The sequence below is a fragment of the Hominibacterium faecale genome (genome assembly GCF_020734085.1).
Classification (GTDB): domain Bacteria; phylum Bacillota; class Clostridia; order Peptostreptococcales; family Anaerovoracaceae; genus Hominibacterium; species Hominibacterium faecale.
Genome location: NZ_JAJAGH010000019.1, coordinates 20,364 through 33,674 on the forward strand (window position 1 = coordinate 20,364; position 13,311 = coordinate 33,674).

At 43.3% G+C, this 13,311-nt stretch carries 27 protein-coding genes; 24 read left to right on the forward strand and 3 right to left on the reverse strand.

Annotation, left to right across the window (positions count from 1 at the left end; genetic code table 11):
- Window positions 1-51: 51 nt before the first annotated feature.
- Window positions 52-654, forward strand: a complete 603-nt coding sequence (locus LG211_RS19105) for a glycosyl hydrolase family 18 protein (RefSeq protein WP_269478206.1) — start codon at window positions 52-54, stop codon at window positions 652-654.
- On the opposite strand, the gene LG211_RS19110 is transcribed toward LG211_RS19105, so the two are convergent.
- The 3 genes from LG211_RS19110 to LG211_RS19120 all read right to left on the reverse strand — a co-directional run bounded on the left by LG211_RS19110 (window position 643) and on the right by LG211_RS19120 (window position 3,857).
- The gene (locus LG211_RS19110; protein WP_269478207.1) at window positions 643-2,175 is read right to left on the reverse strand and encodes a recombinase family protein; all 1,533 of its coding nucleotides are present in this window, start codon (window positions 2,173-2,175) and stop codon (window positions 643-645) included. The two genes, LG211_RS19105 and LG211_RS19110, sit on opposite strands and share 12 nt — an antisense overlap.
- A gap of 16 nt (window positions 2,176-2,191) precedes the next feature.
- Window positions 2,192-3,205 (reverse strand): Ig-like domain-containing protein, encoded by a 1,014-nt coding sequence (locus LG211_RS19115; protein WP_269478208.1) that lies wholly within the window; start codon window positions 3,203-3,205, stop codon window positions 2,192-2,194.
- 238 nt (window positions 3,206-3,443) lie between these two features.
- Complete coding sequence (locus LG211_RS19120) at window positions 3,444-3,857, reverse strand: helix-turn-helix domain-containing protein (protein WP_269478209.1); 414 nt, start codon at window positions 3,855-3,857, stop codon at window positions 3,444-3,446.
- A gap of 154 nt (window positions 3,858-4,011) precedes the next feature.
- Here LG211_RS19120 and LG211_RS19125 point away from each other — a divergent pair, with 154 nt between their 5' ends.
- From LG211_RS19125 to LG211_RS19230, 23 genes are all read left to right on the forward strand, one after another.
- Window positions 4,012-4,248 carry a helix-turn-helix transcriptional regulator gene (locus LG211_RS19125; RefSeq protein WP_269478210.1) on the forward strand — a complete coding sequence of 79 codons (237 nt, stop codon included), beginning with the start codon at window positions 4,012-4,014 and terminating at the stop codon, window positions 4,246-4,248.
- 5 nt (window positions 4,249-4,253) lie between these two features.
- Window positions 4,254-4,646: a hypothetical protein gene (locus LG211_RS19130; protein WP_269478211.1), complete on the forward strand. Its 393-nt coding sequence runs from the start codon at window positions 4,254-4,256 to the stop codon at window positions 4,644-4,646.
- A gap of 45 nt (window positions 4,647-4,691) precedes the next feature.
- The gene (locus LG211_RS19135; protein WP_269478212.1) at window positions 4,692-4,853 is read left to right on the forward strand and encodes a hypothetical protein; all 162 of its coding nucleotides are present in this window, start codon (window positions 4,692-4,694) and stop codon (window positions 4,851-4,853) included.
- A gap of 37 nt (window positions 4,854-4,890) precedes the next feature.
- A complete protein-coding gene (locus tag LG211_RS19140; protein WP_269478213.1) occupies window positions 4,891-5,274 on the forward strand; it encodes a hypothetical protein in 384 nt (127 codons plus the stop codon).
- A gap of 35 nt (window positions 5,275-5,309) precedes the next feature.
- On the forward strand, window positions 5,310-5,432 hold the full coding sequence (locus LG211_RS20180; protein ID WP_417448611.1) for a DUF6906 family protein: 123 nt from the start codon (window positions 5,310-5,312) through the stop codon (window positions 5,430-5,432).
- The gene (locus tag LG211_RS19145; protein ID WP_269478214.1) at window positions 5,429-5,860 is read left to right on the forward strand and encodes a hypothetical protein; all 432 of its coding nucleotides are present in this window, start codon (window positions 5,429-5,431) and stop codon (window positions 5,858-5,860) included. Before LG211_RS20180 ends, LG211_RS19145 begins: the two co-directional genes overlap by 4 nt.
- On the forward strand, window positions 5,853-6,050 hold the full coding sequence (locus tag LG211_RS19150; protein WP_269478215.1) for a hypothetical protein: 198 nt from the start codon (window positions 5,853-5,855) through the stop codon (window positions 6,048-6,050). The genes LG211_RS19145 and LG211_RS19150 overlap by 8 nt, the downstream gene beginning before the upstream one ends.
- The gene (locus tag LG211_RS19155; RefSeq protein WP_269478216.1) at window positions 6,047-6,223 is read left to right on the forward strand and encodes a hypothetical protein; all 177 of its coding nucleotides are present in this window, start codon (window positions 6,047-6,049) and stop codon (window positions 6,221-6,223) included. The genes LG211_RS19150 and LG211_RS19155 overlap by 4 nt, the downstream gene beginning before the upstream one ends.
- Window positions 6,216-6,581, forward strand: coding sequence for a hypothetical protein (locus LG211_RS19160; protein ID WP_269478217.1), 366 nt, complete (start codon window positions 6,216-6,218; stop codon window positions 6,579-6,581). The genes LG211_RS19155 and LG211_RS19160 overlap by 8 nt, the downstream gene beginning before the upstream one ends.
- Window positions 6,578-6,955, forward strand: coding sequence for a hypothetical protein (locus LG211_RS19165; RefSeq protein ID WP_269478218.1), 378 nt, complete (start codon window positions 6,578-6,580; stop codon window positions 6,953-6,955). The genes LG211_RS19160 and LG211_RS19165 overlap by 4 nt, the downstream gene beginning before the upstream one ends.
- On the forward strand, window positions 6,948-7,265 hold the full coding sequence (locus LG211_RS19170; protein ID WP_269478219.1) for a hypothetical protein: 318 nt from the start codon (window positions 6,948-6,950) through the stop codon (window positions 7,263-7,265). Before LG211_RS19165 ends, LG211_RS19170 begins: the two co-directional genes overlap by 8 nt.
- Window positions 7,266-7,436: 171 nt before the next feature.
- Window positions 7,437-7,652, forward strand: coding sequence for a hypothetical protein (locus LG211_RS19175; protein WP_269478220.1), 216 nt, complete (start codon window positions 7,437-7,439; stop codon window positions 7,650-7,652).
- A gap of 1 nt (window position 7,653) precedes the next feature.
- On the forward strand, window positions 7,654-7,830 hold the full coding sequence (locus LG211_RS19180; protein WP_269478221.1) for a hypothetical protein: 177 nt from the start codon (window positions 7,654-7,656) through the stop codon (window positions 7,828-7,830).
- Window positions 7,831-7,980: 150 nt separating this feature from the next.
- Window positions 7,981-8,415 carry a hypothetical protein gene (locus LG211_RS19185; RefSeq protein WP_269478222.1) on the forward strand — a complete coding sequence of 145 codons (435 nt, stop codon included), beginning with the start codon at window positions 7,981-7,983 and terminating at the stop codon, window positions 8,413-8,415.
- A gap of 24 nt (window positions 8,416-8,439) precedes the next feature.
- Window positions 8,440-8,595 carry a hypothetical protein gene (locus LG211_RS19190; RefSeq protein ID WP_269478223.1) on the forward strand — a complete coding sequence of 52 codons (156 nt, stop codon included), beginning with the start codon at window positions 8,440-8,442 and terminating at the stop codon, window positions 8,593-8,595.
- A 9-nt stretch (window positions 8,596-8,604) separates the two neighbouring features.
- The gene (locus LG211_RS19195; RefSeq protein ID WP_269478224.1) at window positions 8,605-10,461 is read left to right on the forward strand and encodes a PcfJ domain-containing protein; all 1,857 of its coding nucleotides are present in this window, start codon (window positions 8,605-8,607) and stop codon (window positions 10,459-10,461) included.
- Window positions 10,461-11,492 (forward strand): DUF3102 domain-containing protein, encoded by a 1,032-nt coding sequence (locus tag LG211_RS19200; RefSeq protein ID WP_269478225.1) that lies wholly within the window; start codon window positions 10,461-10,463, stop codon window positions 11,490-11,492. Before LG211_RS19195 ends, LG211_RS19200 begins: the two co-directional genes overlap by 1 nt.
- Window positions 11,493-11,503: 11 nt before the next feature.
- Window positions 11,504-11,683: a hypothetical protein gene (locus LG211_RS19205; protein WP_269478226.1), complete on the forward strand. Its 180-nt coding sequence runs from the start codon at window positions 11,504-11,506 to the stop codon at window positions 11,681-11,683.
- A 226-nt stretch (window positions 11,684-11,909) separates the two neighbouring features.
- Window positions 11,910-12,098, forward strand: coding sequence for a hypothetical protein (locus LG211_RS19210; protein ID WP_269478227.1), 189 nt, complete (start codon window positions 11,910-11,912; stop codon window positions 12,096-12,098).
- 136 nt (window positions 12,099-12,234) lie between these two features.
- Entirely contained in the window at window positions 12,235-12,504 is a 270-nt protein-coding gene (locus LG211_RS19215; RefSeq protein ID WP_269478228.1) for a hypothetical protein, read from the forward strand.
- A complete protein-coding gene (locus LG211_RS19220) occupies window positions 12,501-12,752 on the forward strand; it encodes a hypothetical protein (RefSeq protein WP_269478229.1) in 252 nt (83 codons plus the stop codon). Before LG211_RS19215 ends, LG211_RS19220 begins: the two co-directional genes overlap by 4 nt.
- A complete protein-coding gene (locus LG211_RS19225) occupies window positions 12,749-13,021 on the forward strand; it encodes a hypothetical protein (protein WP_269478230.1) in 273 nt (90 codons plus the stop codon). The genes LG211_RS19220 and LG211_RS19225 overlap by 4 nt, the downstream gene beginning before the upstream one ends.
- Window positions 13,008-13,262, forward strand: coding sequence for a YdbC family protein (locus LG211_RS19230; RefSeq protein WP_269478231.1), 255 nt, complete (start codon window positions 13,008-13,010; stop codon window positions 13,260-13,262). Before LG211_RS19225 ends, LG211_RS19230 begins: the two co-directional genes overlap by 14 nt.
- Window positions 13,263-13,311: the final 49 nt, after the last annotated feature.

Below are 13,311 nucleotides of genomic sequence, written 5' to 3' on the forward strand. Positions count from 1 at the left end.
AGATAAACCACCTCTCATTTGCATAACTTGTAACGGGAGGTGGTTTTTTTTATGGTAGAAAAACAACAACGGGAAACGATCCTGGTAAACGGATACGCATATCCCAGCATTGGGCCGGAGACGCTGCAGGCCTGGCTGCCGGACTTGACCTTTGTTTCTACGTTCAGTTACGGCTTCACAGCAGACGGGCAGCTGATCGATCTGATGGATGAAAATATAATTCGCGCCGCACAACCGGCGGGCGTGCAGTCTTTGATGGTACTGACTCCTTTGGACAGCCAGGGAGCTTTTAACAATCAACTGGCAAAAGCCCTGCTGGAAAATCCCCAGGCACAGGACCAATTGATCGATAATATACTGGATAATATCCGGACTAAAGGCATGTTTGGCGTAGATTTTGACTTTGAATATGTTCTTGCGGAAAATAGAGATCAGTATACGGAGCTGGTAAGAAAAGCCCGGCAGCGGCTCAATGCGGCTGGATATTTGGTTACGGTTGCGTTGGCTCCAAAAACATCAGCGGATCAGCCGGGACTATTATATCAGGGCCATGATTATCGGGGGATGGGGCAGGCGGCAAATTTTATTTTGACTATGACCTATGAATGGGGCTATACATTACCACAACGATGTAGTAAGTCATTAGATTTTTAAAAGAGGGTACAATTTTAACGTATAATCCCTCATATGATTCACGCCCTTTTCAGTTTTAAGATAAGTGCATTTTTCTAAGACCGTTTTCAATAATGCGTTTTTTTCCGCAGCCGTTTCGACCTGCCAATAGACATCAAGCACATGTTCGAGTTGAGGTATATATTTTTCCCGGCTTATGGCAGCTCGCTTCTTATCAAATTTTTTGTTCAGTTCGGCAATGGCCATCTGGATATCTTTTTTCTTGCCAGCAAGGAGCTGCTGCCGCTCCAGGAATGTTTCTATGGTATATACACCTTGCTCTAAAAAATCATGCAGACTCTGAATCTGCTTCTCAATTTTCTCAAGTTCCTCATTATGTCGGCCAATGGCTGCGTGAATATCTGCATCAGGATCAGTTGGCGAGTCAGATATCGGTTCGAACTTGAGCCGGTCAAGATGATCTTTCAGAGCCTCGATAATATCCTCTTCCACGTATTCAAAATGGCTGGAAATATTGTCGCAATATTGTCCTTCACAATGCAGCCAGATACTGTTTCGTTTCTTTTCTTCCTGGCGTTGCATCTTTCGCCCGCAGCAACCACACTCAATTAATCCGGCTAGAGGGTTTTTGGGAACTCGATTACCAGGAGCGCGGCCAATGATATTATTCTTCCTGACTTCTTTTGCAGCATTGAAGAGATCCATGGAGATCAGGGCAGGATGCAGGCCTTGAACCAGAATCAAGTTCGGATTATGAGGCCGTCTTTTCACAATGTTTCCATGTGCATCAATTTCTTTGACTTCGGCGCGTTCGCCCCACTTGACCATACCGGCATAAACAGGGTTGGCAAGCATCCCGCGGATCGTGAGCCTGGACCACTTATCAGATCGAGCTGGCTTAAAACCATACTCATTGAGGCGCTGCGCAATTCGATCGGCGCCAAGGTGTTCTTCTGTGTACCACCTAAACATCAGGCGGACAGCTTCCGCCTGATCCTCTCGCGGTTCTAACGTATAGCCGGAATCTCCATGCACCGGTACCCGATTATAGCCATAAGGAGGCTCTGGAGAAATCCATTTCCCTTCACGGATAGACCGGATTCGGCCTCGCTGTATCCGGCGATTGATTGTCTTGTATTCCCGCCTACTCATAAAGAGATTGAATTCAAGGTATTCTTCATCATATTCATCGGAGGGATTAAAGGTCTTGATTGGTGTAATAATCTGTGTATCGGAAATCTGGAACGCCTCAGAGACAGCTCCCTGATCTTTCGTATCTCCGCGAGCCAGGCGTTCGATCTCCATGACAAGTACACCTTCCCATAAACCTTTACGAACCTCGTTGAGAAGTTGTTGCATAACAGGCCGGGCAGCTATAGTCTCTCCGGATACAATTTCTTTGTAAACTTTTGTGAGATTAACATTTAGTTTTCCGGCAAGCTCTAAGAGCGTTCGCTCGTGGCGAGTGAGGGTTTCCCCATCGCCGCGCACTTCTGCCTCCATGTCCGCCCTGGACTTTCTTAGATACATACAATATGCCATTTTATTTCACCTCAGCTTATAAGTCAAATCTAACCCACAAACCGTCAATAGTTGTTATGTAGGAGGTTACATTATTAGGCACGTAGAAGCATATACGACCAGAGCCATATTCTCCATCATATAAACGAAGGAAACCTAACTCATCATTACCTCCAATAAAAAAGTTTTTAAATGGACGGAGTTGATCTGACGTATTCCAATCGAACACCCCATAAACACCAGCGGTTACATCTCCAGAAAGAAAATTTCCGCTGTATGGGTAGATATTGTAGCCTGATTTCACTTTTACATTAAATTCCATAAGAACAAGACGACAGTTATCTTGTGATGCTCGCCACTCCTCAATACTCCTATACTTTTCATTAAGATATGCTACAGCATTTTTCCCCTGCTGTAATTCTGTTAAGGTTACATTTAATCTTGAAGTGCTTAGAGCTTGGGTGGTCATAGGAATTGGATTTGATTTACTTCCGGCAGGATCATACACTTTTACAGTACAGGACTTGGAGATCCCGTTCATTTTGGCGGTTATTTTTGAGGTGCCTGCTTTTTTTGCCGTTACGAGTCCGTTCGCATCTACAGCAGCTATAGAGGGAGCGTTTGATTTCCATGATACAGTTTTGCTTTTGCCATTGCTAGTAGCTTTTAATCTATAAGTATCTCCCTGATTCAGAGTGAGGCTCACTTTACTTAGTTTTGTAACTGGGTTCTTAACAGTGAGCTTGCATCGATATTTTTTCTTTCCGATTTTTGCGGTAATTGTAGTCTTGCCGGCCTTCTTTGCAGTCACCTTACCTTTTTTATTTACAGTAGCTATTTTTTTCTTGCTACTCGTCCATTTTACTTTCTTTTTGGAGCCTTTCACTTTTAACTTCAAAGTTTTACCCTTTGTAATGGTAGCTTTAGATTTACTGATTTTTACCTTAGAGGCAGCATAGGACTCGAGAGTTCCAAGTGGACCAGGGAGTGCAAAAGCACATCCGACAAATAGGATCATACTAAATGCTATAATTCTTAAAGCTTTTTTCATGACAACCTCCTAAAATTACATAATATTACCAAACCAATTTATGCCATTATAGCGTTACAATTATTGAGCGCCCGTTTTTTTTAAGAAAGAAGGCGAGATAATGACTATAATCTATGTTTATTTCAAAAACCCACTAGTGCATGGAATTTATATTAGAAAGACACGTACTTTGTACATATCAACTAACGCTAAATCTGCAGAGGGGGTGATTTTTCTAAGACATAAGATATAGCACACCTTAGAGGGCGCGCTTATCCGTTTTAACTTGCTCCCTTAATTCGTCCATAGCGTCATCTACCGGATCTCTGGTATACTTGCCGCTGGAAACAAGATATTCGGCATACTCGAACATACGATTTCTCCCGTTATCATTGAGCTGTTCTAAGAGTGATATAAATTTTTCATATTGATCAGGAGCGGAATCAACACCGGGAAGTACCAATGTTGTTTTGTTGGTTTTTCCTAAAAGATAATTCATATCTACATTAAAAAAATCAGAAATTAATTCCAATGTTTCGAAATTCGGTTCTCGCTCCCCGCGCTCATACATATTAATGCGACTTTTAGAAAAACCTAATCTATTCGCAAGCTCTTCCTGAGTATACTCTTTCGACAGCCGTAAACCTTTAAATACATCTGCAAATGTTGCCATTGTATTAGACCTCCTTAACTATTTGATTATACACAAAACGTGACATTTTGTAAACAAAAAAGCACAAAATGTGCAAAATCATATTGACAAACAATAGAAAACCATGGTATATATTAACTGAGCACAAAACGTGCTTAAAAAGGAGGTGAAGATAATGAAAGCTGAAGAAATTGGAAAAAGACTAGAAATATTAATTGGGGACAAAGACAAGAAACAGGTGGCAACGGACTTAAATGTAAGCTATTCAGCGCTAAGAATGTACCTTACAGGAAAAAGAGTCCCTAAAGATGAAGTTAAAGTTAGAATTGCGCGCTACTTTAACAAAACGGTAGATGAAATTTTTTTTGCAGATGATGAGCACGAAACGTACTCAAACAAAGAGGTGGGGTAAAGAGAATGAAAGCAAAAGTAGAAATTAAATTGAATGGAATAGATGAGCTCGAAGCACTTATTAAAGAAAATGAGCGGCTTACATTCAAGCTGAATAGAAATATTGAGGAAATAAATAATATGCGACTTCATATTAACGCACAAATAAAAAACGAGCAAGAGGTTAGACAAGGAGAAAATTCGGATATATCGATTAAATATATCTGTGACAGGCGCGCTTGTTTGAAATGTACAAGAGAATCGATAGAAAGTTGTAAGCATACGAGCGATATAAGACATGCAAAGAATTTTAAAGTAATTGATGGGGTGGTTTTTGAAACGGCAGAAGACTTGTATAGTCGCTTGCACATAGGAGCATCGGGCGCAATTGGTGATCCAAAAGGCAAAAATATTGAATAGTACAAGCAGACATATAAATAAGATATGAGAAAGGAGGTAAGTAGCATGGTTATAAAGGAATATAAAAACAAGCATGGTGCGACAATCCAAATTGACGATGCCGCTTACCGTGACAAATCTTCCGAAGAATTGAAAAAAGTACGGGAAAATATCAATAAAACCGCAACACGGCTGATGTACGCCCAGACGAAAAAAAGACTTACATAGGAAAATACCAGTTAGACAAGCCGAGAAGGAGGAGATCATGTCAGAAATAGAAATGAACACATATGAAGGCCAATGCAAATATTGCGGCAACATCCAGCCGATTATGGCCATGGATCAGATTGATGCCAACGAGCAAATATCGGAAAAATGCGATTGCGGTGGGGCAGAAACAGAACGTCGGAAAGCCTCACTTTTAAAAAATTTGAATGATGTGGTTGGTAAAAATGCCCCGAACTACGGTATGAGGCAAGTGGAACCAGAGCAGGAGGAGATCATCACACAAATGGCACTGGCAGTTTTTAACGGACTCCTAGAAAGGGCATCCTGTAAAATCGACGGGATCACAATCGCTATTGTGCGAGCAGGAGGAAAAACGAAAATAAAGAGAATGGATCAGCAAAAAGCAGAATTGGAGGCGTAGATGAGACAAGCCAAGAAGCCAACACGCCGGCGAAGATGCTCATTAAGAAGTGGCGTCTGAATCCGAAGAACTGGCTGGTGTTGGAAAGCACAAAGGATTATACGAAAATTGTGCATCGTCATACAGACACGATAAAGGTAATAAAGGAGGGAGCATGAATAGCTATTATAAGACCTGCCCATACCCAAAGCCGGCAACAAAGAAAAAGAAGAGGAAACAGAATGGATGGAAGGACAAGCCTAAACGACATTGTTACTATACCGGCCGTCCATACGCCGAACGGCATGAGTTGTTTTACGGCAATCCATTGCGACAGATCAGTATAAGCCATGGATTCCAAGTCGATCTCTGTATGCCAATACATAAATTATTCCACGGTATCGTAGACAAGGAAAAACTTGAAAGCCTGAATGTTCCTGGGATGCTCCCGGATCCGCTGAAATGGGCGGCAAATGAACTGAAAAAACTCCGGCAGGTATGTCAACGGGATTACGAGGACCAGGCGCAGATCGAACTGGGACTCACCCCAGAACAGGCAAGAGATGGATGGATGCAGCTTATAGGGAGGAACTACTTGGATGATTAATTTAGAAGTAATATTAACCGCCGATCCGGCACAGCTGGCACTCATGATGTGCTACCTTGCTTACGACTGCACAAACTGCCCTATATGTCTGCGAGAGGGGCCGGACCAAAGTTTAGAGCAATGCCGCCGCAAGCTATATAGCTGGATCATGGATACAAAAGATGAAGCATTTTGGAGGAACACAGAATGAAGACAGAGAAACAAAAACAAGTACAAAAAGACAGGCGGACATCAGAAATCATGCTGTATGAATTATCTATGTCAACAGCTCCGGTCAACATAGACTGGAACATGAAAGAAAAATACATACAGGCTTTTATGACAGGGCTAAAAGCAGCAAGGGAGGAGGGTTGTTATGAGTAACGGGTTATTGTACTGCAAGGAGAGGAATACAGACTGCACAGAAATCTACGCAGGAAAAGGACAATGCCGGTTAAGTGCATGCGTCTTGGATGACCCGGAATATCTGGCCAAGGAGGCCGCTAAAGAGCAGCGCAGAAACGAGTTGCTCAAAAAAGAACAGCTGCGCCGGAGAGAGGAACAGGCTGCGGCTGCAAAAATTCGGATGCAAAATAAAACAACGGATAATCTGCTGCGGGAGCAGATAGAAAGCACACGAAGAAAAATGGAACGATATTATACAAGAGGTTGGACCAAGGCTGCTGATAAACTCAGCCGAGAGTTGGCCGTACTCGAAAAAAGATTGGGGGAACTATTATGAAGTGTTATGGTGATCGCTGCCCGGAAGGGCTAAGGACTTGCTGCAGAGATTGTTATCGGTATCAAGTCGGACTTTGCAAAGACAGGGTATGTCCGGACATAGAACAGGTTGGATGCCCAAACTATGAAGCGACAATCCGGCTTGAGGAAAAAAGAGAAAACAGGAAGCTGACCATGTGGGCGATTGCCCTGCTGATCACCGTCCTAATCATCCTGGGGGTTGCGGTCTATCAAAGCTATGAAAACGCAAAATATATCACAAAAATAGAAAGCGGACTGCCGGTTGCCGCCGATCAGTCCGCAATGTCCTCAAAGGAGGACAAGTCTAACACCACTTATAGCATACCAGATCCGGGGGTGAGCTGCAATGATTGATAAAGCGATTGAAAAAATACGCAGAGAAATCGAAGAAGAAACAGAGGAAGCAACGAAGATGCTAGGACAACAGACCATCGATATCATAGAGGCCACAGGCGATTATGGGCAGGTTCTGCAAGCGGACAAGTCCCTGGAAGGATGCCAGAAGGCCATGGATGACTACGCATCCAAGCATAGGGGCAAGGGGCGGACTGTAATAGGCCCGCAGCAGGCGGAAGAGATCATCAAAAATTATTATGGGATCCAGAAAGGACTCACGCCGGCCGCCGCACCTGGACGGGTGATTGACCTCCTGGACTTGATGTAGGGGGCCGCTGAGGAGCTAGAAAAATATCCGAAATTCAAACGTGCTTACTTGAAGTCGTTTGAAAAGATGCTTATTGAGAGCCACAAAACGAACCCTGAGAGATTTAACACAAAATGGAGTAGCGCACAAGAAGTCATGGACTGGTGGCTGGAAAAATAGGAGGAACAGAAAATGTGTGAGAAGAGCTGCAATAACTGCGCATATGGAGATCGGAGCAGCATGGAGCATCCTTGCAAGGTATGCTCCCAGAACTACATAAACAAATGGGAGCGGATCCGGCGGCCCTGTGATGGATGTGTCTACGACGATGACCACAGCAACAAATACTGTGATAACTGTACCCGGGAGACGCAAGGCCGGATGGATCATTATACGGAGGCGGACTGATATGCATACAACAAAAGACTCGTTCCGAATCAATCGCCTGGTAAATATGGATTGCATGGACGCATTGAGCCGATATCCGGATGATTTTTTTCAACTGGCGATCATTGATCCGCATTACTGCCAACTTGCACAGGAGCGGCTTGATGCCACGATGGCGCAGGTGAGAATGGAGGTGTAGGGAAAATGATCAGATTAGTCGTAGCTCCATACTGTCACAACTGTACCGCCTTTGAGCCTGTGGTCGAGACACACGATACAGGCAAGACGGTTGACCATTTTGTACGATGCCTGCATTGGCAAAAATGTGAGACAGAGGAAAGGAGGATGCATGATACTGAATTATACGACGACGATAGACGCTTACAAAACAGTAAGTGAGATTGAATACATACTGGTAAAGCATAAGGCGAAATCTGTTCTGAAGAACTATACCAATGATGGAAGTATCGAAAGCCTCAGTTTTATCGTTGAAATACCGACCGGACAAATGCCGATCAAGTTGCCAGTTAATACTGACGCCGCGCTGGCGGTACTCATCCGAGAGAAAAAATCAAATCCACGAAAACAGATTAAAACGACAAGGGAACAGGCCGAACGGGTAGCCTGGAGAATTTTAAAAGATTGGGTTGAGGCACAGATGGCACTAATCGAAATTGAATTAGTCAAGATGGAGCAGGTTTTTCTTCCATATGCGGTGTTAGACGAAAGCGGCGAAACAATCTTTGAAAAATTAGAGAGCAGGCAGTTTTTATTACCAGAGTAAGGGGAAGGAGGATGCCAGAAGGCCATGGATGACTACGCATCCAAGCATAGGGGCAAGGGGCGGACTGTAATAGGCCCGCAGCAGGCGGAAGAGATCATCAAAAATTATTATGGGATCCAGAAAGGACTCACGCCGGCCGCCGCACCTGGACGGGTGATTGACCTCCTGGACTTGATGTAGGGGGCCGCTATGCTTAGAAAAAGAGAACTGCTTCAAATCCCCGTGCCAGAGTGTCCGGAAAAAGAAGAAGGCCATGGCATGGCAAACCTGCATATTGTGGACGGGATTTTAAATATAAACATTTTTTCACCAGAGAGGTATCTGGAATACCGTTTTTTCAGCGATGGGAAAAACGGTATTGTATACATCACAGAAAAAGACACATGGACCACAAACCAGATTCGGGAAGACTGGAGAATTGGCGGGGCTACCCTTTCGAAAGAGGAGCTGAAGAAGGCGAAGGAATTCGACAACGACTTCTGGATGTATCATCATTCGGCGGAGAATCTGATCAGTGGCTATTTTGGAGCAAAAAACGCACGAAAACGGCAGAAATACGAAAACAACAAATACAAGCGGATACAGCGTCATATTGACGCAGTCCCGGACCCGCCCGCAGACCTGCCAAAGTTCTGCGATCGGTACCTGTTTGGGCGATATTCCGTATTACTGCCAAAAGGCAGGAAAAAAACATACACCATCCATTGCCTGCACTGCGGCCATGAGAAGGAAGTAGAAACGCCACCCAAACATAAAAGCGGGTGGGAATGCCCGCATTGCAAGTCACAGACAACTGTATATAAACAGGCAAACCTGTCGGCGATCCGTGAAAAGGATCACATCTGTGTGTTCCGCCGTACCAGGGCGGCGGAGATCGCCGTATTCGCAAAAATCCGGCGCAGCTATCACAAAGATATGGAACCACAATATAATTACGAACCGGAGTACATCGTATATAAAACAGAGGAGAGAACCTACCGGTATAAATGGTGGTCAACCGGATATGATGCAGATTGGATCGAGGCAAAGTGGGATTATGGGAAGAAAACACACCTGTACACTTGGAATTTGAAAGCTTTGTTCCCGAAAGGTCTACATGGGTTAAACCTAACCAGGCTGAAAGGAAAAGGCCGATATGATATACATCGGCTACTTGAAAATGCAAAAACGTACCCAGCAGCCCAACAACTATTCAAGATCGGCTGTACCTCTTTAGCGGAACGGATTGACCTATCTGACAATCCAAAAGGAAATTCATTCATGGAAATCACAGGGGTGGATCCAAACTACAAACCGTTGTTTCGGAAATATGACTACGGATGTGAAATGGCCTGGAAACTCCAGGCGATCGGCATTCAATTAAACGAAATACAGGTACAAAAATTGGATGCGATCCATGCAACAGGGAAGCAGATAAAAGCGGCATTACAATATATGACACCGCAAAAATTAATTAATTATTTCCATAGGCAAAGTCGAGATTTAATGGATCAAGATGGCACGAGCATCAATCTTTACGTGGACTACATAGAAATGACAGAACGGCTCAATGAACATCTGGAACAAAAAATCGACCTGACCGCAACGATCCACCGTTTCCCACGGAACATAAAAACGGCGCACGATGCAGTTGCTGCAGAACTGAAGGCGTTGATCAACCGGGAAAAAGATAACATTTTAAAACAGATGGCGGAAAAATATCGAAGAGAAATTCAATTCGCATACCGAGGGCTTGCCGTTGTATTCCCAAGTTGCGCGGAAGATTTTGTACAGGAAGGAACCTGTCTGCATCATTGCGTGGGGAGCCATCCAGTCTATATTGAAAAACAGGCGGAAGGAAAATACCTGACCGTCTTCATCCGGAAAGAAAGAGCGCTCGAGACGCCCTACTACACAGCAACCTTTTATCTAAACAACGACGGAATAAAGCTGAAAGAATGCCACGGGCTACACAACAAAAGTGCCCCGGATACAGTAAAGGCATTTTTAGAACGGTACGAAGAACATTTGAACAAAAAAATGAAAAAACAACAGGAGGCAGCATAATGGAAAATATCATAAATGCAGATTACCAGGTAGTTCAAGAACGGACATTGCCGGTCATCATATCAGAAATCAAAACAATTGAGGCCCAGGTATATAAAACGGCCATCGACGGAGCGGCTGAGATCGGCGCAAGGCTCCTGGAAGCAAAAGAACAAGTCGGTCATGGAAACTGGATCGCATGGTGTGAAGAAAACCTGAATTACACCCCAAGGCAGGCACAGAATTTTATAAAAATCCACGAAAATTACAGGGATGAAAACAGTCCCTACGCAAATACGAAGATGTCTTCGCATTTAAGTATTTCCAAGGCTTTGGCGCTGCTGCAGGTACCAGAAGATGAAGTGGAAGAGTTCGAAAAAGAACATGATATTGAAAATATGACCGTCAAAAAATTAGAGTCAGAAATCAAAGAATGGAAGAACCGAGCCGCCTCATTAGACGCATATCTGGAAGACGTAAAAGAGGCACATGCCAAACTGCAGGCACAAAAGGAGGAAAAGGAAGCTGAATTAGCAGAAAAAAATGAAATCATCAGTCATTTAGATGATGAACTGGAACTGATGAAAGAGAAACAGGATGATCCAGAAAAAATTGCACTCTTAGAAAAGCAGATTGCAGAAGAACAAGCAGCTGCTGAAAAAGCCAAAGAAGACCTGAGAAGAGAACAGGAGGCCAAAGAACAGGCGATCCAAGAAGCAATTGCAGAAAAGAAAGAAGCACTCAGAAAAGACGTCGAGGAGGCTCAGGCCGAAAAGATAAAAGCAACCGAGGCTGCGGTAGCAGAGAGAATCAAAGCAGTAGAAGAAAGCAAGCAGGTCCTAGAAGAGAAACTGGCCGAAACGCAGAAAAAACTGGCACTATCCAACAATGCCGATATAACGGCCGTAAAGATAAAAATGGATATGATTCAGAAGACTTTTATGGAAGTGGACATCGCAATTGAAAACATAGGCCTGGAGGACAAAGAGCAAGAGCGTAAACTCCGGGATGCGACTAAACAGGTGCTGCAAAGTCTAATAGATCGACTGTAAAGGTGAGAGATATGTCAAAACCTAAAATAACCGATGAACAATTACAAAAGGAACTGGATGATGGCATGTCGGTGCCAGCCATTGCAGAAAAATATAATATGCAGCCAAGAGGGGTTCGAAATAAAATAACCAAATTACATAAAAAAACGAGAAGAACCTGCCTATCAATCCTACGGAAGGCAGCAGGCTGAGAAGCTAAAGGACCAGACAAGGATCAATCCGAACAATTGTCTGCAATCGCTTCTGGAAACCGAAAAAATTAAGACAAAGCAACTATTGCAAAAAGTAAAAGAGCTGGAAGCAGAAAATGCCAGGCTCCGGTCTGAGGGAGACAAAGGATTAAAAATCTCTCTCCCCTGCGAACCGGGAAGCGCAATATATTGCATAGAAACTAAAACAGAAAAAAGAAAGAAGCCTGTGAAATGTATTAAGGAATACATGGTCGATCATTTTAAAATCGGAGAATCCAAGATTCCGATGATCATAGCTTGCGATAAAGACAATGAATGGACCGACTTAATCGATAGCTGCAAGGAAGGCAAAGAGTATTTTAAAACAGAAGAAATGGCCCGCATGCGGCTGGAAGAATTGGAGGGGGCAGAATGAAGAGCTTTTATGTTTTACGCACTATTTGTTATATACAAGCAGATAACAGGTGACGATGTAGATATTTTAGATTTCGTTGCAATATGCAACAAGCTTTCCGTGCAAAGATTAATGGATCGAGAAAGAGAGGTAGCCGATGACTGAGTATATCAAGATATGGATGGCAAAGTATTTGCGGGATATAGGAATCGGCCTTAGTGTAGCAGCAGCAGCCGGAATCGTATATATAATACTTCTCTTAATAAAGAAGATAGGAAGTAAAGATGATATATGGAGGATCAAAATGAATATAGGATGTAAATGCGCCAAACTTTATGGTGAAGGCCCGGATGCCACAGATATTGAAGAGGATATTGATCCATACGAAATACCACCATACCCATACGATCAAGAGGAAAGCAAATGAAAGAAAATCAGGAATTAGAACAGCTGGTTGCAAATGCTGCAAAGCGGTTTATGACAACATTTAGAGACATGATTAAAGGCGTAACAAAAATGGCACAGACTATAAAAAAGGATTTTAAAATAAGCATGGCCATACAACTAGCGGATCCCAAAATCCGTAAGCTGGCCTTGCATCATCCAAAATGGAGAGTGCGCAAAAAGAACCTAAATAGAATAATCCGAGAGTATGAAGAAAGAGGACAGAAATGATGCGAAAAGGAAACGAATTTATAAAATTTATCAATGACACTGCACAACTTTGCATTAAACTGATCGCGTTATCCGCAGTATTCGTAACGGTAATGGCCTGGATGTGGATTGGTATGATGCTCCTGTCGGCATGGTTTGAAGTCAATGCCGGGACGGTGTGGGTAGCCATAACGGCCATGAGTATCGTGGCTACACTGATCGTTGTTGTAGGTCGCAGATATCTAAACCGAAAAAGTAGCAAAGGGAGGCAAAACAATGCAGGAAAATAAAAAGCAGGATCTCAACTGCGAGATAATAGCGGAACTTGCTATCCTTAGCGAGAACAGGAAAGGTGAACGAAAAGAATTGAACCTCATTAAATGGGGATGGCAGAAGCCAATGCTGGACATAAGAAAATGGGGACCTAATCATGAATATCAGCGAAAACAATGTACTTTAACAAAAGAAGAGGCTATCGAATTGCGGGATGCACTCAATAGCATTGATTTTGAAAGTGATATAGAAATTTAGCTACATTATATATAGGAAAGAGAAAACCTGGGACAAACTGTTCCAGGTC